Origin of the sequence: Methylophilus sp. 14 (assembly GCF_015354345.1) — a bacterium.
GTDB lineage: Bacteria > Pseudomonadota > Gammaproteobacteria > Burkholderiales > Methylophilaceae > Methylophilus.
The window spans coordinates 864,511-884,478 of record NZ_JADKYS010000001.1 but is presented as its reverse complement, the minus strand read 5'-3'; the positions used below and the strand labels follow the sequence as shown (position 1 = coordinate 884,478).

Sequence of the window (19,968 nt, the reverse complement as noted above, 5' to 3'; positions counted from 1 at the left end):
ACAGAATCATGATGGTGATTGCCAAAGAACAACTCAAGCACTGGCGGGAGTCGTTACAACTGGCACGCCAGCAGATGGCAGACGTTTACCTGGCGAATCCGCAAGCCAAAACACTGCTACAGCAACACACCCGTGTGCTTGATCAACTGCTTAAAGACCTCTGGCGCAGTTATGAGCTGCCACCGACTGCCAGCCTGATTGCTGTTGGCGGTTATGGCCGTGGCGATATGTTCCCGCACTCAGACATCGACCTGCTGATTCTGATGCCTGAAAACAGTGACAGCGCCTTGCAAGCGACTGTCGAATCCCTGATCGGCACCTTATGGGACATTGGCCTCAACATCGGCCACAGCGTGCGCACCTTGCAAGAGTGCCTGGACGAAGCCAAGCTCGACGTCACCATCATGACCAACCTGCTGGAAGCACGCTGGCTCACCGGTGACAAAGCCAGCTTTAAAAACCTCACGCACACATTACACGCAGAACTCGACAGTGCCCGTTTTTTTGCCGAGAAACTGCGTGAACAACAAATCCGCCACGCCAAGTTTCACGACACCGCCTACAACCTGGAGCCTAATATCAAGGAAAGCCCAGGCGGGCTGCGTGACTTGCATATGGTGCTATGGATTGCCCAAAGCCAGGGCCTGGGGCATGACTGGAATGCCCTGGTGCAAGCAGGCCTGCTCAACCGCAGCCAGGCCAGCCAACTCAAGCGCCATGAACGCCTGCTGCAAAACCTGCGTATCCGCCTGCACCTGTTGTCCAAACGCCGCGAAGATCGCCTGGTATTTGACTTTCAAAATACGCTGGCCGAACAAATGGGTTATCAAACCACCCCGCAAAAGCGGGCCAGCGAACAATTAATGCAGGGATTTTACCGCAGTGCCCGGGCCGTCATCATTGAAAATGAAGTGTTGCTCAAACTGATGCATGCCCGCGTCAGCCCTGCCACAGACGCCCCCAGTGTCCTTGACCAGGACTTTACGCTATCACAAGGCCTGCTGAGCGCGCAGACTGAAGATCTTTTTCAGCGCAAACCAGAGGCCATCCTGCGCTGCTTCCAGTTACTACAACAGCACGCTGCCATTACCGGATTCAGTGCGCCGCTGGTTCGGGCGTTACAAACAGCCCAACCACTGATTGATAGCCAGTTCAGGCAAAATGCAGCACACAAAGCGCTGTTCCTGCAGATATTGCAAAGCCGTGAAGGCGTGCACCGCAGCCTGCGCCGCATGAACCGTTATGGCATCCTTGGGCGTTATATCCCTGTGTTTGGCCGCGTCATTGCGCAAATGCAGCACGACCTGTTTCATGTCTACACGGTAGATGAACACACCTTGAATGTGTTGCGCAATCTGCGCCGTTTTGCCAAGCCTGACCTGCGCCATGAATTTCCATTATGCAGTGAGCTGTTTAATGAATTCAGCCAGCCGCACTTACTCTACCTGGCCGCGATTTTTCACGATATTGCCAAAGGCCGCGGCGGCGATCACTCACAGCTAGGCACTATTGATGCCAGACGCTTTTGCCAAAAACTGGGCCTGCCTAAAGCCGATACAGAGCTAGTTGCCTGGCTGGTTGAAGCGCATTTGAAATTATCAAGTACGGCACAAAAAAGTGATTTATCTGACCCGGATGTGATTGAAGCCTTTGCGCAACTGGTGGGCTCGGAATACCGCCTGACCGCTTTGTATTTACTCACCGTGGCCGACATTCGCGGCACCAGCCCCAACGTGTGGAACGCCTGGAAAGCCAAGCTGCTGGAAAGCCTGTTTTTGCAGACGCGCCGCGTGTTGCAGCAATCACTCAATACCGAAGCACAGCTAATTTTGCGCAAGCAAGAGGTATTGCAAAAGCTCAGCAGCTTCAACCTGAAAGAAGCTTCTGTACAACCCTTATGGCAGGCCTTTGGCACGGGCTATTTCAGCCGTTTTGACAGCGATGAAATCGCTTGGCAAAGCCGTTTGCTGATTCCGCACCTGCGCTCTGACAAACCGATCGTGCGCGCGCGCCTGAGCCCCAAGGGTGACGGCATACAGGTTATGATTTACAGCCGTGACCAGAAAGAGATTTTTGCCCGCATCTGCCACTTTTTTGACAGTATGCAATACAACATTGTGCAGGCCAAGATTTACACCACTGCGCATGGCTACGCGCTGGATAACTTTATTGTGCTGGAACCGGAAACCCGACAGATCAGTTATAACGGCCTGCTCAAACACATAGAACATGGCCTGAACGACCAGTTGCTCAGTGCGCAGGCAATCCCGACACCGATACGCGGGCGCGTCAGCCGCCAGGTCAAGCACATGCCGATTCCAACCCAGGTCAACCTGCGCCCCGTCGCTCACCAGCAGGAGACTTCGGCAGCGTTCCAACAACTGGATGTGGTTGCCAATGACAGGCCAGGCCTGCTGGCTAGTATGGCGCTGGTGTTTCTCACCCATGGTATTGAATTACATAACGCCAAAATCAACACGCTGGGTAACCGCGTAGAAGACAGCTTCCTGATCTCATCCTGCAATGGCCAGGCCATGGACGACAGCCAAACCGACGCGCTCAAGCAGGCACTGTCTGCGCTTTAAACGCTACTCAAAATGATAGTGTTTGCGTAGCGGCTTTTTGACCTCCCAGACGCAATCCAGGCCGCTGGCAAAAGTGACCAGGTCACCGGCGGCAAAGCTCACTGGCGCACCATCCTTAGGGGTCACAGTGACCTCGCCTTCGATAATGTAAGCAATTTCAGTGCTGCTATATTGCCATGTAAACGTCGATACGTCTTTCGACCAGGTTGGCCATTGCTTCACGCCCAGGGCGGCCAAGGTCATGGCACTGGGCTTTTCTACTTTGATCTGACTCATCACAACTCCTTTGTCATGGCGTCAAAAACCAGGTGATGCTAAAAAAGCATGCTGTTTACAACAACATGCATGCTTTTGTTGCGGACTCAGCCTCACAGTTTAGTCTTTTTCAGTGATCTTTGCATATCAGCGCAAGGGACTGTTTCTTAATAAATATTTTCATCTCCCGCACCCTAATCCACATTGATTATGCGATTTTTAAGGCACATAATCACATTAACACACGTAAAGAAATTGCGGCTTATTGCCGAAAAAGAATAAAGACGTGTGTCATGCCATACAGAAATGACTACGAACAGTATTGGGGGTAGTTATGATCAATCAGGGTTCCGGGGCTACGCCTCAATATGCCGTTCTCGACGAAATAGATGTGCCTGAAAAAGTGCTGCGAAGCTGGCAAATCACCACGGACTTGCTCGCCAGCATTGCCCATATCCCGGCGGCGCTCATCATGCGGGCACATGCCCGGGAAATTGAAGTCTTTGTTGCCAGCCATAGCGAAGGCAATGTCTATCATCCAGGCGAACTTGCCAGTTTAAATACCGGCCTCTATTGCGAAAACGTCATCGGCAACCAGCAGTCATTGTTGATTCCGAATGCATTGACCAGCCCAGGCTGGGAACATAATCCGGATGTGGCGCTAGGGATGATCTCTTACTATGGATTGCCGCTTAACTGGCCGAATGGCGAAGTATTCGGCACCATTTGCATCCTGGATAATAAAGAGCACCACTATGATCATCAGGTCAAAGACCTGATTGGCCAGTTTCGCGACAGTATTCAGCTGAGTCTCTTTTATATTTATCACTCTCTCGTCGCCACCGAACAAAGAGACCAGGCCAGAGAAGCCCTACGCGACAGCGAGGCGCTATTCCGCGCCGTGTTTGAAAATGCAGCGGTTGGGATCGCACAGGTAGACTTATCTGGCCATTTTTTGCAAATCAACCGTGAGTTCTGCAACATCATTGGTTATGGCCAAGAGGAGATTCTGGCGCAGCAGATGACTTATCAGCAAATTACACTGCCTGAAGATCTGATACAGGAAGCCGAAACCATCGCCCGCTTATTACAGGGTGATATAGACCAATATCGCGTAGAGAAGCGCTACCTGCACAAACTGGGGCAAGTGGTTTGGGTCAATCTGTCAGTGCATTTATTGCGCGATGATGCGCAACAGCCGCTGTATTACATCAGCGCAGTGCAAGATATCAGCGAAAGAAAACTGGCGGAAGAAGAGCTAAAACTGGCGGGGCTGGTGTATAACAATAGCAGTGAGGCGATGGCCATCACAGATGCTTACGACGCGATTCTCGCCATTAACCCCGCCTTTACTAAAATGACCGGCTATGCGCTAGAAGAGATCAAAGGCCTATCGATTACCCTGCTCCGCTCAGAGCAACATGATGCGCGCTTTTATGACACGCAAACCCAGACCATTCAGCAGTGTGGTCAATGGCAGGGCGAGGTCTGGAGCAAGCGTAAAAATGGCGAAATGTTCCCCACCTGGCTCACAATCAACACCTCTTACCAGACGGATGGTCGCGTCAATCGGCGCGTCAGTCTGTTTTCCGACATTTCCGCCATCAAAGCGGCAGAGGCGCTGATACTCAAACAGGCCAACTTTGACCAACTGACCAAATTGCCTAACCGGCAACTGTTTCAGGACAGGCTGCAGCAAACACTGAAATTATCACAACGCGAACAGCAGAAATGTGCCCTGCTCTTTATTGACCTTGACCGCTTTAAAGAAATCAATGATACGCATGGCCACAATATGGGCGACACCTTACTGATTGAAGCCGCCGCTCGCATCGTCACCTGTGTGCGCAAATCCGATACCGTTGCCCGCCTGGGCGGTGATGAGTTCACTGTGATTCTGAATGATATTCACGACAATATGATGATTGCGCATATTGCACAGAATATTATTGATCACTTGTCTGAACCGTTTATCACTGCGAAAAAAGAGGCATTTATCTCAGCCAGCATCGGCATTGCCATTTACCCTGAAGACGCTACCGATGCACAAGAGCTGCTTAAAGTGGCAGACCAGGCCATGTATGTGGCCAAAAATGCCGGGCGTGGCTGCTACCGCTTTTTCACCAAGCTGATGCAACAGGAGTCAGACTTCCGCATCCGCCTGTCTACCGACTTGCGCCAGGCTTTGTTACGCAAACAATTTTCTGTGCACTATCAGCCCATTATTGAGCTGTGCAGCGGCCGCATTAACAAAGCAGAAGCCTTGCTGCGCTGGAAACATCCGGAGCTAGGGTATATCAGCCCGGATGTTTTCATCCCCATTTGCGAACACTACGGCACCATCCATGAGATTGGCAATTGGGTATTCGTAGAAGCCGTTAAGCAAGGGGCCAGATTTAAACAGCTGCTGGGTCGGGACTTTGAAATTGCTGTCAACAAATCGCCAGTGCAATTCAAAGCCAATGAAGAGATCATGCATAACTGGATCAGCCTGCTGGATCACATTCACTTTCCAACTAGCTGCGTTGTGATTGAAATTACAGAAGGCGTGCTGATGGATGTCGTCGGCAATATTCAAGAAAAACTGACCGGCTTTCACAATGCGGGGATGCATATTGCTATTGATGATTTTGGCACCGGCTATTCGTCATTGTCATACCTGAAAAAATTCAACGTAGACTATTTGAAAATTGATCGCTCATTCACCGCCAACCTGGCGCCCGATTCCAGTGAACTCGCGATTTGCGAAGCCATTATTGAAATGGCGCATAGACTCAACATTAAAGTCATTGCGGAAGGTATAGAAACAGCTGAACAACTCTATCTGCTTAAAGACATTCATTGCGACTTTGGGCAAGGCTACTTGTTCGCCAAGCCGATGCCCGCAGAAGACTTTGAGAGACTACTGATCGACTTAGGCTAATGGCAGAGATCCAACAATTGCAGTTGTGCCTCTACGCATCATTACCCGCTTGAGATGCAGGTGATTTAAACGGCTTGATGACTTAAAATGTCAGCCTGACTATGTTTACATATCCCCTCCTCACCGCAGCCGAACAAGCCAGTTTGCCCAAACTGATTGCCCAACCAAGCGCTATCCCGAACAAGTTCGAGGATAGTACGCATCGGCTCTTTTATTGCCAAACGGCGGATGGGGAGATGGTGCTGAAAGTCTGCAACCAGGCAACCATTGCAAAGTCTCACTTTTGGTTAGGCGCAAACCATTTATTTGCCGCTGATTTTCCAAATAGTTTGGGCACTATCCATTTAACGCATCACTTTTTGCAGAAGAACGGTGCACTGACCGTGCCTGATTTTGTCGCAGCCAGCGCCAACCGATTTGTGCTCAGCCGGTTTTTAGCTGGCAACGATGTAGGTACGGAGATAGCCGACCAATGGGTGATACAGTTAGCTGAACATATCTCATGCTTGCACCAATCGACTTACCACAGTTGGGGCAAGCTGCACGCGCCACCACTTGCTGCACATGAATGGGCCAGCCGGTTGCACGACAGCTTAGTTTTTTTGACTAAGCAGCACGATACCTTGATTGCTGACCCGCTACTGGCTGAAGTGTTAGCACAGGCACCCCATTGCCATGAAACCGAATTTGTCCCGATGATGCTGGATTTACGCTGGGATCAATTCCGTGATAGCCAAATAAATGACTCAGGCGACCATGACTTGGCATTGCTGGATCTTGATGCATTTGTGATTGCGCCACGTGCGCTGGACCTGGTGTTGCTCGAATATGTATTAACACCTGCGCAACTGGCTTTATTTAAACAACACTATACGCGCACCTGGCTGGATCACACAGTGAATACGCCCTGCTATCAGCTACTGTTGTTTTTAATGAATGTGCTGGGTGAAACAGATTTGGCAACCTGGATGCAGTTTAAGCCGCTTGTTGCCGGTAAAGCTTCACCCAACTAATAAATCCGGCAACAGCCAGAATCGTGTTCAACACAAATAAAACGGCCGTGGCGTAATACCCTGTTTGCACATACAAAAGCGTGGCAGCGCCATCAACCACCACCCAATATAACCAGTTTTCTAACACCTTTCTGGCGATCAACCAGGTATTCATCACAGAAAAAACCGTCGTATAAGCATCTAAAATCGGGCTTTGCGATTGTCCGCTGTGTTGCAAATAAGCACTCAGCAACGCACTCACCACCAAACCAACAGCAATAAAACTAAGATGCTTTGTCCAGGGCCAACGGCTAATCAGCAAGGTGTCCGTTTGCTTGCCATGTTTCTGCCATAGCCAAAAGCCATAAATTGCCATGCCCATATAATAAAAATTAAGCAGCGCCTGCATGGGCAGTTGCCCCTCCCAAAACAGCGCGGTGTAAACCAGCGTGCTTAAAAAGGCAAACAGCCAGCACCATTGTGACTCTTTTGCCGCCAGCAAAATATAGGCAACGCCCATCAAAGCTGCGGCAATTTCCCAGCCGGACATTTGATGAAATGCGGTCAGGATGGCCTGATAATTATCTTGGTTCATGTCCAGCAATCATATTAACGAGTATGCATAAAATAGATGTCGGGGTTAGACATCAACTACATCGGCTCTGTCTGTGCCAACAAACTTCATCACAAACACACTGTGCGGCAGCGCATTAAACACTGCTTCCATTTCTGCATCCAGGCAATCCATCACGTCGCGATACTCACCAAAGACTTGCGTCGCCAGGCTGTTGCGCTTCACCACCAGAGTTGGATTGGCTTCGAGCTTGTTAATAAACTCCAGAATGGGCTCTACATATCCCTCGGTTAAAGGGTACAAACTAATATCGACTGAAATACGCATCTAAACTCCAACCTTTATAAAATTAAAAGGGGCAATAAACCCCTTTATTTAATAATCGTAAGTCACCGTGAAACCAGCAACGCGTGGCTCGCCATATTGAACATAGCGTTGTTCGCCGAATCCGTTATCAAAGTAAAAGCCACGGGTGGCATAATCTTTATCCAGCAAGTTTCTCGCCCATACGCGGACTATCCAATGTTTATCGTAACGGTAATCAGCGCTGGCGTTTAATAAAGCATAGCCATTGGATTTCGCATTGTGACTGTCTGAAAAATAGAACGCATCTTTGCCTTCTACATTCGCTCGCAAAGTCCAGGCTGTATTTGCATAGAACTCAGATCCCAAATTAAACGTATATTTAGGGGCATGCGCGACTTGGCGGCCTTGCGGATTATACGCAGTCGGATCCGGGTTTTTATAGCTATCAAACTTTGCATCCAAGTAGCCAACAGAACCTAACAGTCGAAATTGATCCGTCAAGAACCAATCCATGCTTGCTTCTACGCCTTGATGTGTCGCTCGGGCAGCGTTGTCATAGAACTCAGTAAAAATGCCCGTGCTCGGCACTTGCGCGGAACTATGTGTTTGCGCATCCAGACGTTTTGCGTAGAAAGCTGCCAGATTGGTAGTCAAAGTGCCGTCCAGCCATCTGGATTTAAGGCCTGTTTCAAAGTTCCACATATACTCTGTATTAAACTGCCTTTGGTTTTGAGCCAAACTGGCATTGTTATTGATGCCGCCAGGCTTATAACCGCGCGTTAATGAGGTATACAGGAGTTGATTGGCGTCAGCTTGGTAATTCAAGCCCAATTTAGCGCCGAGCAGCACTTCATTCACGTTCTTTTTCACGCTGCTTGAAACCGACTCCACAATGCCGCTATCGGAATATTGCGCTTTGAAGTCCTCTATACGCAATCCTGAAACCAAGGTTAACTTATCGGTCAAATGGCTATCTAATTGCCCAAATAAAGCAGTATTTTCTGTGTTGTACTTCCCCGCAATTTGCGTCAAATAATCCGGACCATAACTTCTGTAATCGACACGCGAATTAAAACGCTCATCTTGCACAAAACGATAAACACCCACCGTCCAATCGGTTGAGTCGTTGAAAATACGGCCCGCCTTATCAGACAAAGCACGTAGCTCAAACGAGTAATTGTCGCGATCACGGTTATGTTTCTCGCGGTCATCCAATGTTCTCCAGTCCCCATCAAAACTATAGGTCGATGAAGAATTTAAATAACTGGCTTCTGACTGGATAATGACCGCATCGGAAGCTTGCCAATTGGCTTTGACAGCAAAAGCATTCGTGTTCTGCGTGTCTACACCTGGCTGATTAGAGGTACTGTGCCTCGAATTGTCTAAGGTAAACCCGTCATAACCGTTATTCACATTCACATGCATCAAGGTAAAATCCAGGGTTAAATCTTCTGTTGCAAATAACTTGAATTTACTACGAAAGGTGAGCTCATCCTGCTTTTGCGTGTCATCACGCCCCAAGGTATCGTTTTGCATATAACCGTCAGATTTGTGCGTATAAATTGAAGCGCGGCCGAGCAACCTATCCTCGACGATGGTACCGCCTACCGCTGCCCCAAAGTTACGCGTGTTATATTCACCAATACCGGTTTGTGCACGCATTTTAAACTCTTTGCTAGGCTCGGCACTGCGCATGGTAATGGCGCCAGCGATGGCATTCGGGCCAAATTTAGTGCCCTGTGGGCCTTGTAGCACCTCTACCGCATCAATATCAAACATGGTCGCGGCGCCACCCAAGCGGCTAAAGTCTATACCATCAATGATTAAGCCCACGGATGGATTGACGGGATTATCGTATTGGCTGAGGATGCCCATGCCGCGAATCTGGAAAAAACGTCCGCGGGATGCCCCGGCAGATATGTTCACGTTCGGCGCCAGGTTCAATACCTCTTCCAGATGCTGAGCACCGCGTGCCTCTATGGTTTCTTTGTCAATTTCTGTCAGGCTGACAGCGGTTTTTTGTGCCGTGCTGGGGCGAAAATCCGCGCTCACCACGACCTCAGAGAGCTCACGCACCTCTTCCTCTTCTGCGGCTAACGCAGGGGTGGTCAATAACAATCCAATTAAGGACAGCGGTTTTGTAATCGGTTTCACGATTATCCTTTCTATAAGACACATAAAAAGGACAGGGGGAGAGTGACAATGACGTGAGTAGGTTTATTGATGCGACAACAAACCAGAAACATTTGCGTTGTAGATGCTCTGCCTGTCCCTACGCCAGCATTATCTGGGTCAGGTTCATTGGGTTTCCCGCGAGTGCGAGATCTCAGGCGCTTTAGCCACCCCAAGGCGTTTTGATTTTTCAATCAGGATGAGATTGTATTTTAATATCAACCACTTGGCTAGAGAGTGGCATCGTATTAGGTTTAAATACTGCGCACACTTTGCAAAGTTTAATGATTCCAGCTTTAAATATCGGACTTCTCTAAAAGTGTTCTGAGTGCCAAAAACAAAAAACCCTGCAATGCAGGGTTTTTTATTGAATACTGGCTACAACAAATCAATTAGAAATGTTTGTAGTGTTTTTTCAATTGTTTAACCACTTCCCACTGGGATTTCAGGCCTTTTGGAAACTCAACATAGTCACCAGCCTTGATCGTTACAGTGTCGCCACCTTGTGGAGTCACTCTGAATTCGCCTTCTAATACGTAGGCTTTTTCAGTGGCAGTGAAGTCCAAAGGGAATTTTGAAGGTGCGCAATCCCATGTGTTCCAGCTTTTTACGCCCAGCTCTTTCAGTTTTTCTTCTGACGGGTTATGGTCGATGATGATTTGTGTCATGACGATTCCTTAAAATGTGTAATTAAAACCTGCAAATAGAAATGCCGCAAAAACTGCGGCATGTCGTGTTTGGCGGAAGAGGTGAGATTCGAACTCACGGAGGGCGTGAACCCTCGACAGTTTTCAAGACTGTAGCATTAAACCGCTCTGCCACTCTTCCGGAAAGACGGCATTATAACAAACAATCAGTCATCTGGAAGTGTTATTCCAGGAAAAAGTACATCATTAAAGCCAAATTTTGTCAGATCACGGATGCGCATAGGGTAAAGTATGCCAAATAAGTGGTCGCACTCATGCTGTACCACCCGCGCGTGAAAGCCGCTCACGGTGCGATCAATGACCTGCCCTTGCGGATCAAACCCACGGTAATGCAAGTGTTGGTAGCGAGGGACCATGCCACGCATACCAGGCACAGACAAGCAGCCTTCCCAGCCCTCTTCTTCTGCCTGGTCAACCGGGGTCAATTCAGGGTTGATCAAAATAGTGAATGGCACTTCTTCAGCATCGGGATAACGCGGGTTCGCCCCGACGCCAAACATCACCACCTGCAAACTGACGCCAATTTGCGGCGCGGCAATGCCTGCACCATTCATTTGCGTCATGGTGTCGTGCATATCCTGGATCAGCGCATGCAGGGCTGGCGTATCAAAGTCAGTCACTTTTTCTGCCACGCGGTTCAGCAGTGGCTCGCCCATTCTAAGTACAGGTTTTACCGCCATTGGCGTTACTCCTCAGGGATGCCTGGGTGGACTTAGGCCACCGAACAATCGTTATCGGACAAATATTGTGCAATCACGGTGCGCACTTTATCCATGGTTTGCTGCAACAAAGGCATGACTTGCTCAAACTGGATAGATTGACGGCTATCGCCACGCCCAGCCGCAAAATTGGCCACCGGGCAGATGGCCGCATAAGCCACGCCTAGTTCACGGGCCAATGCCGCCTCCGGCATGCCCGTCATGCCAACCACGGTTGCTCCATCGCGCTCATAACGGTCGATTTCTGCCGCAGTTTCCAACCGGGGACCCTGCACACAGGCGTAGACACCGCCATCAACCAGGCGGTAACCGACATCACTGGCAGCCTTGATGCAACGATCGCGCATGGCCTGTGAATACGGCAAGGTAAAGTCGATGTGGCGCACCGGAAGCTCAATGCCATCATGGTAGGTATTGCTACGGCCATAGGTGTAATCCAGAATCTGGTTGGGCAGCACAATATCGCCGGGGATCAAGTGATCGCCGATCCCACCGACGGTAGCCACGGCTAGCAAATCACACACCCCGACTGAATGCAGCGCCCAGATATTCGCCCGGTAATTCACGGCGTGCGGAGGAATCGTATGGCCGCCACCATGACGTGCCAAAAACACTACTTCTTTGCCATTGATCTCACCGAATACCAATGGCTGAGAAGGCTCCCCGTACGGCGTACGCACAATCAGGCGTTTAGAAATATTCAAATTCGCCAGCTCAGTGAGTCCGGTGCCGCCAATAATTCCTAACATAAGTTCTCTTTATGACTTGTTAATATGCAAGGCGTAAGCGTATCACGGATTTATGGCATACTTAAGCCATGCAAGCCTTTTCCAAGCCAGCCCAGCCGCCATCTGGGGCACAACCCAGTTTGTCGCTGGCACAGACCCATTACGAAAACTTCCCGGTCGCCTCTCTGCTGTTACCCGCGCATTTACGCCATGCCGTCACCGTCATTTACCAGTTTGCACGCGAGGCAGACGATATTGCCGACGAAGGTCACGCCACCGAGGCCGAACGCTTGCAGGCATTGCAAGCCTATGAAGGCGAGTTACAGCTGATCCAGGCCTATATCCAGCCATCGTTGCCCTTGTTTATGGCCTTGCAGCAAGTAGTCAGGACACACAAGCTGGACGTGCAACTATTATTGGACCTGATTGATGCCTTTAAACAGGACGTGGTTAAAACGCGCTATGCCAATATTGACGAGGTGCTGGACTACTGCCGCCGCTCGGCCAACCCGGTCGGCCGCCTCATGCTACAACTCTACGGTAGCGACACGCCACAGCACTGTTTGTGGTCTGACCAGATCTGCAGTGCCTTGCAACTGATTAATTTTTATCAGGACATTGCCATCGACCTGCAAAAGCACGGTCAAACCGGACGGGTTTACCTGTGCCAGGACGAGATGCAAGCGGCGGGCATCAGTGAGCAGGATTTGCGTCAACAACGCCTGGATGCCACCTGGGAAGTATTCTTTTTACACAACGTGATGCGTGCAGAAGACTTGCTGCTGGCTGGGAAACCACTGGGACGTGCCCTGCCTGGCCGTATCGGTTTTGAATTGCGCATGATGATTGCTGGTGGCGAACGTATCCTACATAAATTAAAATCCTGCCGTGGCGATATTTATCACCATCGCCCGACCTTGAAAGCCTATGACTGGCTACTGATTTTGCTGAAAGCCCTGTTTAAACAATGACACCGCAACAATATTGCCAACAAAAAACCCGTGAAAGTGGCTCCAGCTTCACGCTGAGTTTTATGTTCTTGCCTAAAGACAAACGCGATGCCATGACCGCGCTGTATGCGTTTTGCCGCGAAGTGGATGATGTGGTGGACGAGTGCACGGACTACCAGATCGCCCAGACCAAGCTGACCTGGTGGAAGCAGGAAATCCACAGATTATTTCATGAGACTCCGCAACATCCGGTGACACAGGCCTTGCAACCGGTGGTCAAAACCTTCGGCTTGCAAGAAGCGCATTTCGTTGAAATCATCGACGGCATGCAAATGGACACCCAATACAACCGTTATGCCGACTTTGAGCAACTGGCCTTGTATTGTTACCGCGTTGCCAGCGTGGTGGGTCTGCTGTCGGCACAGACTTTTGGTTACAAAGACCAGGCAACGCTGGAATATGCACATGACCTGGGCATGGCATTCCAGCTCACCAATATCATTCGCGATGTTGGCGAAGATGCACGCCGTGGCCGCATTTATATTCCGCTCGATGAACTAGAACGCGCCGGGGTGACTGAGGAACAGTTGCTGCACAGCCAAGCTTCGCCGCAGACACAAGCCTTGTTGCTGAAGCAGATCGAACGCGCTGAAATGTTTTATGACAAAGCGCTGAGCCAGCTCCCCAAGGCAGATACCAAACCGCAATTGCCAGGCTTAATGATGGCGGCCATTTACCGCGCGCTGCTGCAAGAAATCAAACCAGAGCCTAACCTGGTGCTGACACATAAAATTGCATTACCCCCTTTCAGAAAGCTCAAACTGGCGCTGGGCGCCTGGTTTAAATATCGCCAGTCATGAACGCAACTGCGTCTGCGGGTAAAAAAGTAGCGGTCATCGGTGCCGGACTGGCGGGCATCTCTGCCGCGATCAGGCTACTACAACATGGTCACCAGGTGTGCCTGTTTGAAGCTGCGCCGCAAGCCGGTGGCCGTGCGCGCGGCGTCCCACATCACACGACCCTATTGGATAACGGGCAACACCTGTGTATAGGCGCTTATCGTGCCACGCTCACATTGCTACAAGAAGCGCAGCTAGAAGCAGCACAAGTGTTTATGCGCCTGCCACTGGCCTTGCATATGCACCATGGTGCACAGCGCATGTCACTCGTCACGCCCGCCTGGCTGCCTGCGCCGCTGCATTTGTTATGGGGATTGCTCACTGCGCAAGGGTTGGATTGGCCTAGCAAATGGCGCGCGATCTGCTGGATGCAACAGCTGAAACAACAAGCATTTACGCTGGCGCAAGACATCCCTGTTGCTGAATTACTCAAACAAGGCAAGCAAACGCCATTCGCCATTCGCACATTGTGGGAGCCCCTGTGCCTGGCGGCGCTCAATACACCAATCAACCTGGCCAGCGCACAAGTTTTTCTGAATGTATTACGTGATAGCTTTCAACATCGCCGCCAGGACAGCGACTTTCTGGTAGTGAAAACAGACTTATCCAGTGCCTTGATACAACCGTTATTACAGCGTATTCAAGCATTGGGTGGTGAGGTCAGGTTGCGCTGCCCGGTGACAGCGATCAAAACCACAGATGCCGGTTGTGAAATATCTACTGCGACAGATATAGACATATTTGACGATGTCATTATTGCCGCGGGCCCGCATCAACTTAAAACCATGACCGGTGTGGCGGCCATCCCGGCATTCGACTATCAACCAATCACCACGGTTTACCTGCAATACAGCGCTGAGACGCGTTTACCACACCCCATCATGGGCTTATGTCACGGCTTCGCTCAATGGGTATTTGACCGCGGACAATGTTGCGACCAGGCAGGCCTACTTGCCGTGGTCATCAGCGCGCATCCGCCGCTGATCGCTGATAAAACCGCTCTGGTGGCACAATGTATCGCCGAAATCAATCTAGCTTTATCCACCTACCATTGCTCGCTACCAGCACAACCACTGTGGTCGCAAATCATCACCGAAAAGCGCGCCACCTTCAGTTGCACGCCATCGCTACAGCGACCTGCCACGCATACCGTCGATCCGCATATCTACCTGGCGGGCGACTATATCGCCGGCCCCTACCCGGCCACTATTGAAGGTGCGGTCAGCAGTGGCTTTGCCGCCGCGCAGGCCATCATAGACGGCGCACACTTAGCCCGCTGAGTCTTTACACACAACCGCCAGATGGTTGTTGGCTGGCCGGTAAATACCATCGCCACTATCAGGGAAAGTCTCTTTAAACGACAACTGTTTGTCTACTTCATATCCCTGTGAACACAACTCACCAGCTTTGGACTGGCACTGCTCCCATGTCGTATTGAACTCGCTGCACGTCAATGTATAACCCATCCTGCCTTGTTGCGTCGTATATTGATGCGGCGTCACGCTGGCACAAGCCGACATCATCAGAGGTAAAAGAAAAATGATTTTTTTCATTATTGTTGCTCCTGATGTATTTTTTATTGAATGTCATCTTATTGTCACACCCAAGTGATAAGTGACACCCATTTTGGGCAAGTGCTTATTGCGAATAGTTGCATGAAGTTTTTGTGACTAAATGCCATCGTCGTGGCCGACGGACCCCCTTCTGTATCGAAGTCGCTACAAATTGCTACAAAAGCCAACCGGTTTGTAACTGACAATGCCGCAGCGGTTTTTTATACTGCATCCATCGTCAATCGCAGAAAGGCAAGCCCATGAAATACGCAACTGTGATGACCACGGGACTGTTGGTGAATATCTCTATCTTCGCATCAGACATGTCGTCCACGGAACCCTATGCCGAGTTGATGAAAAACAAGCAACGCATGATCAAGCAGCTGAATAAACAGGTGGAATGTATCAGATTGGCTGGTGACGAGCAGACGCTACGCGCCTGTCAGCCGCTAGTCACCCGTACAGAAGTTAATACAGCAGATAAAACAGCTAAGAATACCCAGAACTTGAAGACTGACAACCCGAAACAAACCGAATTTTTTTAAATGATTTAGCCTGCACCCAGGCGCACAACCGCTTCCCTGCGGCTGTCCTCCCTCTTCTGGGCAGCCTCACTCTCTGGCAACGATTGCACTCCCAGCAGTCGTTGCCACTTTTTTATGCGCGCAGCACGTCTATCGCCTGCTCCAGCCGATCCACCGCATCAATATGCAAGCCAGCCACACCGCCTTTAGGAGCATTAGCTTTGGGGATAATCGCATGTGTGAAGCCCAGCTTGGCCGCCTCTTTCAAGCGTTCCTGGCCGCGCTGTACTGGCCGTACTTCTCCAGCCAAACCAACCTCACCAAATACAATCAGCTTATTGGCCAGTGGTCTGTTTTTCAATGACGACACAATAGCCAGCAACACGGCCAAATCAACCGCAGGCTCACTGATTTTAACGCCGCCGACAGCGTTGATAAACACATCCTGATCAAAGCAGGCCACACCAGCGTGCCTATGCAGCACGGCCAGCAACATGGCCAGCCGGTTTTGTTCTAGGCCAACACACAAGCGCTTGGGATTCGGGGCATGCGCGGTATCCACCAGCGCCTGAATCTCAACCAGCAAAGGCCGCGTGCCCTCCTGGGTGACGGTGATGCAGGAACCAGGCACCGGCGACTCGTGATGCGATAAAAATAAAGCCGAAGGATTGCTGACTTCGCGCAGGCCTTTTTCAGTCATGGCAAACACGCCCAACTCATTGACCGCACCGAAACGGTTTTTAAAGGCGCGGATCAAGCGGAAACTCGAATTCTGGTCACCTTCGAAATAGAGCACACTATCAACAATATGCTCCAGCACACGCGGCCCGGCCAGCGAGCCTTCTTTGGTCACGTGACCGACCAGTATCATGCTGATGCCCAACTGCTTGGCAATACGTGTCAGTTGCGCACTGCATTCACGCACTTGCGCGACAGAACCAGGCGCTGATTGCAACGCCTCGGAATACACGGTTTGAATCGAATCAATCACCACCACATCGGGTTTATGCTGTTGCAATACCTGGCTGATTTTTTCCAGGTTAATTTCGGCCAGCACATCGACCTGGCTGGCATCCAGCCCCAGGCGTTGTGCGCGCATGGCAATCTGCTGCGCAGACTCTTCACCGCTGATATAAAAAGACTTTAGGCTCTGCGACACCTTGCACACGGTTTGCAGCAAGAGCGTAGATTTACCGATACCGGGGTCACCACCAATCAGCACCACGCCTCCGGCTACCAGCCCGCCGCCCAGCACACGATCAAACTCGGCAATGCCGGTGGCCTGTCGCGACACATCCTGCGCCTCGACATCGGCCAGCTTTTGCAGTTGCGCCGTCGGTGCCAGGCTGGCAAACCGGCTTTGCGTTGCTACCTCGGGCACGGTTTCAACCAAGGTATTCCAGGCTTGGCAGCTCGGGCACTGGCCTTGCCATTTAGGCTCAGACGCACCACATTCGGTACAGGTATATTGTGTTTTTGCTTTAGCCATGAATTTTAAAAGGCACCCTGGCCGTGACGGCACATAATAATTCGTAGCCTATGGTACCGGCTGCTTGCGCCACCGCGTCCACCGGCACCTGTTCCCCCCACAACTCCACTGCACTGCCAATGGCGGCTTGTGGAATATCGCTAATATCGGCGGCTAGCATATCCATGGAAACCCGCCCTAATGTGCGGGTTACATGACCAGCGACGGCAATTGGCGTGCCGGTCGGTGCATGCCGTGGATAACCGTCAGCATACCCGCAAGCGACAATGCCTACGCGCGTAAGTTTGTCTGCGGTAAAGCGGCTGCCATAGCCTACGCTCTCACCGGCAGTAATTTCCTGCACCGCAATCAAGCCAGACTGCAAGGTCATCACCGGCTTCAGCCCCAAACTGCTGGCAGATTTTTCAGCTACGGGCGTGGCACCATACAGCATAATGCCTGGGCGCACCCAGTCTGCATGCGTGTGTGACTGCTGCACAATAGCCGCGGAGTTGGCCAGCGAGCGTGCATAGGACGCTGGCATCATTTGCGCCACCACTTGCATGGCAGCAGCTGTGCCGTCCGCCACATCGGCGTTGGCGAAATGCGTCATCAGGATCAGCTCACGCACATTCGCTGAACTGGCCAACTGCTGCAAAGCATGCGCGTATGCCTGCGGCTGAAAACCCAGGCGGTGCATACCGCTATCCAGCTTGAGGTAAATCCGCAGCGGAATATTGGGCGCACTTTCAAGCACCCATGCCAACTGGGCCTGATGAGAGACCACCGTATCCAACTGATAGCGATCCACCAGCGTCATTTCATCCGCTGAAAACACCCCTTCCAGCAACAGAATCGGGTGCTGGTAACCGGCGTCGCGCAAGGCAATCGCCTCGCTGATATTAAGGACAGCAAACGCATCGGTATCTTTTAATCCGCGCGCAGCATTGAGTAGGCCATGCCCATAGGCATTGGCCTTGACGACAGAAATCACTTTGGATTGCGGCGCATAGCGCCTGACTTGCGCGAGGTTATGCGCCAGCGCAGCTTCTGAAATATGGGCAACAATAGGACGCATCAGTCATGCCTGCCAATTAATACTCGTCAGGCATATATGCCGCGTTGGCGTAGTCCATAAAGCGAGTATGCGCGCCCATAAACGTCAGGCGCACGCGGCCAATCGGGCCATTACGTTGCTTGGCGATAATAATCTCGGCCGTGCCTTTTTCGGCACTATCCGGGTTGTAGTATTCGTCACGGTACACGAACATGATCAAGTCAGCATCCTGCTCAATCGCGCCCGACTCACGCAAGTCACTCATCACCGGACGTTTGTCAGGCCGCTGGTCCACACTACGGTTGAGCTGAGAAATCGCAATTAACGGCACGTTCAACTCTTTGGCCAACGCTTTCAACGAACGTGAAATTTCTGAAATCTCCGTCGCGCGGTTCTCACCGGCACGCCCCGCAGGCGAGGTCATCAACTGCAAATAGTCGATCACAATCAGGCCCAGCTCGCCGGTCTGGCGGTGTAAGCGGCGCGCACGCGCACGCACGTCAAAGCTGCTCAGGCCTGCGCCTTCATCAATATAAATCGGCGCTTCGTTCAGTTTGCCCAGCGCTGTTGTCAGCTTTTCCCAGTCCTCATCTTCAAGGTTACCGTTACGCATTTTGTGCTGGTCGAGGCGGCCAATCGAGCCGATCATACGCGTTGTCAACTGTGTCGCGCCCATCTCCATTGAGAAAATCGCCACGGCTTTATTGGTGTCCAGCGCGACGTTTTCGGCGATGTTAATGGCAAATGCCGTTTTACCCATGGAAGGACGACCGGCAATAATCACCATGTCGCCCCCTTGCAGGCCTGAGGTCATGGAGTCGAGGTCAGTAAACCCGGTCGGGATCCCGGTCACATCAGAATGGTTTTCACGGGAATACAGGTAGTCGATACGGTCAGCCACTTGCGGCAACAGCACTTGCATGCCCAAAAAGCCCTGGCTTTTACGGTTACCACCTTCAGCAATCTGGAAAATCTTGGCTTCAGCCTCATCCAATAACTGTTGTGCATCACGGCCATTAGGCTGGTAAGCACTTTCGGCAATATCGGTGCCCACCGCAACCAGTTGGCGCATGACAAAGCGCTCATGCACAATTTCCGCGTAGCGGCGGATATTGGCCGCCGTCGGCGTGTTCTGCGCCAGTGCGCCAAGATAAGCCACGCCGCCTACCGTTGTCAGCTCATTGCTGTTTTCCAGCGATTCAGCCACGGTCACAATATCAGCAGGCTGGTTGCGTTCAATCAGGCGCGCAATATGCTCATAAATCAGCTTGTGGTCGTGCTGGTAAAAATCTTGCGGCGCGAGGATATCGGCGATCTTGTCCAGCGCTTCATTGTCGAGCAACAGCCCACCGAGGACCGATTGCTCAGCTTCAATGGAATGTGGAGGGAGTTTTAAGAATTCGAGTTGTTCATCAGCCATCTGGCGATTATACCGAAAAGCCGTCACGCATTTTGGGGTTTTGGCAGGGATGAAAGATTAAAAATAATTTAGCCACAGAGGGCACGGAGTACACAGAGAAAAATGAATTTAATTTACCGCAGATGCACGCCGATAA

Annotated in this window: 18 protein-coding genes, 1 tRNA gene and 1 riboswitch; of the genes, 7 read left to right on the top strand and 12 right to left on the bottom strand. The window is 51.1% G+C overall.

Annotated elements, in window-relative coordinates:
- Window positions 1-8 precede the first annotated feature (8 nt).
- Complete coding sequence (locus INP78_RS04495) at window positions 9-2,585, top strand: [protein-PII] uridylyltransferase (RefSeq protein WP_194740949.1); 2,577 nt, start codon at window positions 9-11, stop codon at window positions 2,583-2,585.
- Window positions 2,586-2,588: 3 nt separating this feature from the next.
- Here INP78_RS04495 and INP78_RS04490 read toward each other — a convergent pair whose 3' ends face one another.
- A complete protein-coding gene (locus INP78_RS04490; RefSeq protein ID WP_194740948.1) occupies window positions 2,589-2,861 on the bottom strand; it encodes a cupin domain-containing protein in 273 nt (90 codons plus the stop codon).
- 313 nt (window positions 2,862-3,174) lie between these two features.
- On the opposite strand from INP78_RS04490, the gene INP78_RS04485 reads away from it, so the two are divergent.
- A complete protein-coding gene (locus INP78_RS04485; RefSeq protein WP_194740947.1) occupies window positions 3,175-5,763 on the top strand; it encodes a bifunctional diguanylate cyclase/phosphodiesterase in 2,589 nt (862 codons plus the stop codon).
- A 101-nt stretch (window positions 5,764-5,864) separates the two neighbouring features.
- Window positions 5,865-6,776, top strand: a complete 912-nt coding sequence (locus INP78_RS04480; RefSeq protein ID WP_194740946.1) for a hypothetical protein — start codon at window positions 5,865-5,867, stop codon at window positions 6,774-6,776.
- Here INP78_RS04480 and pnuC read toward each other — a convergent pair.
- The 7 genes from pnuC to INP78_RS04445 all read right to left on the bottom strand — a co-directional run bounded on the left by pnuC (window position 6,739) and on the right by INP78_RS04445 (window position 11,982).
- Window positions 6,739-7,350 (bottom strand): nicotinamide riboside transporter PnuC, encoded by a 612-nt coding sequence (gene pnuC, locus INP78_RS04475; RefSeq protein WP_194740945.1) that lies wholly within the window; start codon window positions 7,348-7,350, stop codon window positions 6,739-6,741. The genes INP78_RS04480 and pnuC overlap by 38 nt on opposite strands.
- A gap of 45 nt (window positions 7,351-7,395) precedes the next feature.
- Window positions 7,396-7,656, bottom strand: a complete 261-nt coding sequence (locus tag INP78_RS04470) for a YkoF family thiamine/hydroxymethylpyrimidine-binding protein (RefSeq protein WP_194740944.1) — start codon at window positions 7,654-7,656, stop codon at window positions 7,396-7,398.
- Window positions 7,657-7,704: 48 nt separating this feature from the next.
- A complete protein-coding gene (locus INP78_RS04465) occupies window positions 7,705-9,789 on the bottom strand; it encodes a TonB-dependent receptor (protein WP_368667965.1) in 2,085 nt (694 codons plus the stop codon).
- 97 nt (window positions 9,790-9,886) lie between these two features.
- Window positions 9,887-9,992: riboswitch (TPP riboswitch) on the bottom strand.
- Window positions 9,993-10,199: 207 nt separating this feature from the next.
- Window positions 10,200-10,475 carry a cupin domain-containing protein gene (locus INP78_RS04460; protein ID WP_194740942.1) on the bottom strand — a complete coding sequence of 92 codons (276 nt, stop codon included), beginning with the start codon at window positions 10,473-10,475 and terminating at the stop codon, window positions 10,200-10,202.
- Between the two features lie 70 nt (window positions 10,476-10,545).
- Window positions 10,546-10,635, bottom strand: a tRNA-Ser gene (locus INP78_RS04455).
- 25 nt (window positions 10,636-10,660) lie between these two features.
- On the bottom strand, window positions 10,661-11,194 hold the full coding sequence (gene def / locus INP78_RS04450; RefSeq protein ID WP_194740941.1) for a peptide deformylase: 534 nt from the start codon (window positions 11,192-11,194) through the stop codon (window positions 10,661-10,663).
- Window positions 11,195-11,226: 32 nt separating this feature from the next.
- A complete protein-coding gene (locus INP78_RS04445) occupies window positions 11,227-11,982 on the bottom strand; it encodes an S-methyl-5'-thioinosine phosphorylase (protein WP_194740940.1) in 756 nt (251 codons plus the stop codon).
- A 68-nt stretch (window positions 11,983-12,050) separates the two neighbouring features.
- Between INP78_RS04445 and hpnC the strand changes: the two genes are divergently transcribed.
- From hpnC to hpnE, 3 genes are read left to right on the top strand one after another with little or no spacing between them, the layout of a single operon-like run.
- Window positions 12,051-12,932 carry a squalene synthase HpnC gene (gene hpnC, locus INP78_RS04440; protein ID WP_194740939.1) on the top strand — a complete coding sequence of 294 codons (882 nt, stop codon included), beginning with the start codon at window positions 12,051-12,053 and terminating at the stop codon, window positions 12,930-12,932.
- Complete coding sequence (gene hpnD / locus INP78_RS04435) at window positions 12,929-13,771, top strand: presqualene diphosphate synthase HpnD (protein ID WP_194740938.1); 843 nt, start codon at window positions 12,929-12,931, stop codon at window positions 13,769-13,771. The genes hpnC and hpnD overlap by 4 nt, the downstream gene beginning before the upstream one ends.
- A complete protein-coding gene (gene hpnE / locus INP78_RS04430; protein WP_194740937.1) occupies window positions 13,768-15,090 on the top strand; it encodes a hydroxysqualene dehydroxylase HpnE in 1,323 nt (440 codons plus the stop codon). Before hpnD ends, hpnE begins: the two co-directional genes overlap by 4 nt.
- Here the strand turns inward: hpnE and INP78_RS04425 are convergent.
- Window positions 15,079-15,363 (bottom strand): hypothetical protein, encoded by a 285-nt coding sequence (locus INP78_RS04425; RefSeq protein WP_194740936.1) that lies wholly within the window; start codon window positions 15,361-15,363, stop codon window positions 15,079-15,081. The two genes, hpnE and INP78_RS04425, sit on opposite strands and share 12 nt — an antisense overlap.
- 260 nt (window positions 15,364-15,623) lie before the next feature.
- Between INP78_RS04425 and INP78_RS04420 the strand changes: the two genes are divergently transcribed.
- Window positions 15,624-15,908: a hypothetical protein gene (locus INP78_RS04420; RefSeq protein WP_194740935.1), complete on the top strand. Its 285-nt coding sequence runs from the start codon at window positions 15,624-15,626 to the stop codon at window positions 15,906-15,908.
- Between the two features lie 112 nt (window positions 15,909-16,020).
- Here INP78_RS04420 and radA read toward each other — a convergent pair whose 3' ends face one another.
- The 3 genes from radA to dnaB are packed head-to-tail and all read right to left on the bottom strand — an operon-like array spanning window position 16,021 to window position 19,832.
- Entirely contained in the window at window positions 16,021-17,376 is a 1,356-nt protein-coding gene (radA, locus tag INP78_RS04415) for a DNA repair protein RadA (RefSeq protein WP_194740934.1), read from the bottom strand.
- Window positions 17,369-18,433, bottom strand: coding sequence for an alanine racemase (alr, locus tag INP78_RS04410; protein WP_194740933.1), 1,065 nt, complete (start codon window positions 18,431-18,433; stop codon window positions 17,369-17,371). The genes radA and alr overlap by 8 nt, the downstream gene beginning before the upstream one ends.
- Before the next feature lie 16 nt (window positions 18,434-18,449).
- Window positions 18,450-19,832 (bottom strand): replicative DNA helicase, encoded by a 1,383-nt coding sequence (gene dnaB, locus INP78_RS04405; RefSeq protein WP_194740932.1) that lies wholly within the window; start codon window positions 19,830-19,832, stop codon window positions 18,450-18,452.
- Between the last annotated feature and the right edge of the window lie 136 nt (window positions 19,833-19,968).

Coding starts and splice junctions, on each gene's coding strand:
- INP78_RS04470 (WP_194740944.1), bottom strand. CDS start 7,656: ATGCGTATTTCAGTCGATATTAGTTTGTACCCTTTAACCGAGGGATAT.
- INP78_RS04485 (WP_194740947.1), top strand. CDS start 3,175: ATGATCAATCAGGGTTCCGGGGCTACGCCTCAATATGCCGTTCTCGAC.
- radA (WP_194740934.1), bottom strand. CDS start 17,376: ATGGCTAAAGCAAAAACACAATATACCTGTACCGAATGTGGTGCGTCT.
- alr (WP_194740933.1), bottom strand. CDS start 18,433: ATGCGTCCTATTGTTGCCCATATTTCAGAAGCTGCGCTGGCGCATAAC.
- INP78_RS04425 (WP_194740936.1), bottom strand. CDS start 15,363: ATGAAAAAAATCATTTTTCTTTTACCTCTGATGATGTCGGCTTGTGCC.
- dnaB (WP_194740932.1), bottom strand. CDS start 19,832: ATGGCTGATGAACAACTCGAATTCTTAAAACTCCCTCCACATTCCATT.
- pnuC (WP_194740945.1), bottom strand. CDS start 7,350: ATGAACCAAGATAATTATCAGGCCATCCTGACCGCATTTCATCAAATG.
- INP78_RS04445 (WP_194740940.1), bottom strand. CDS start 11,982: ATGTTAGGAATTATTGGCGGCACCGGACTCACTGAGCTGGCGAATTTG.
- INP78_RS04460 (WP_194740942.1), bottom strand. CDS start 10,475: ATGACACAAATCATCATCGACCATAACCCGTCAGAAGAAAAACTGAAA.
- def (WP_194740941.1), bottom strand. CDS start 11,194: ATGGCGGTAAAACCTGTACTTAGAATGGGCGAGCCACTGCTGAACCGC.
- INP78_RS04420 (WP_194740935.1), top strand. CDS start 15,624: ATGAAATACGCAACTGTGATGACCACGGGACTGTTGGTGAATATCTCT.
- INP78_RS04495 (WP_194740949.1), top strand. CDS start 9: ATGATGGTGATTGCCAAAGAACAACTCAAGCACTGGCGGGAGTCGTTA.
- hpnE (WP_194740937.1), top strand. CDS start 13,768: ATGAACGCAACTGCGTCTGCGGGTAAAAAAGTAGCGGTCATCGGTGCC.
- INP78_RS04490 (WP_194740948.1), bottom strand. CDS start 2,861: ATGAGTCAGATCAAAGTAGAAAAGCCCAGTGCCATGACCTTGGCCGCC.
- hpnC (WP_194740939.1), top strand. CDS start 12,051: ATGCAAGCCTTTTCCAAGCCAGCCCAGCCGCCATCTGGGGCACAACCC.
- hpnD (WP_194740938.1), top strand. CDS start 12,929: ATGACACCGCAACAATATTGCCAACAAAAAACCCGTGAAAGTGGCTCC.
- INP78_RS04480 (WP_194740946.1), top strand. CDS start 5,865: ATGTTTACATATCCCCTCCTCACCGCAGCCGAACAAGCCAGTTTGCCC.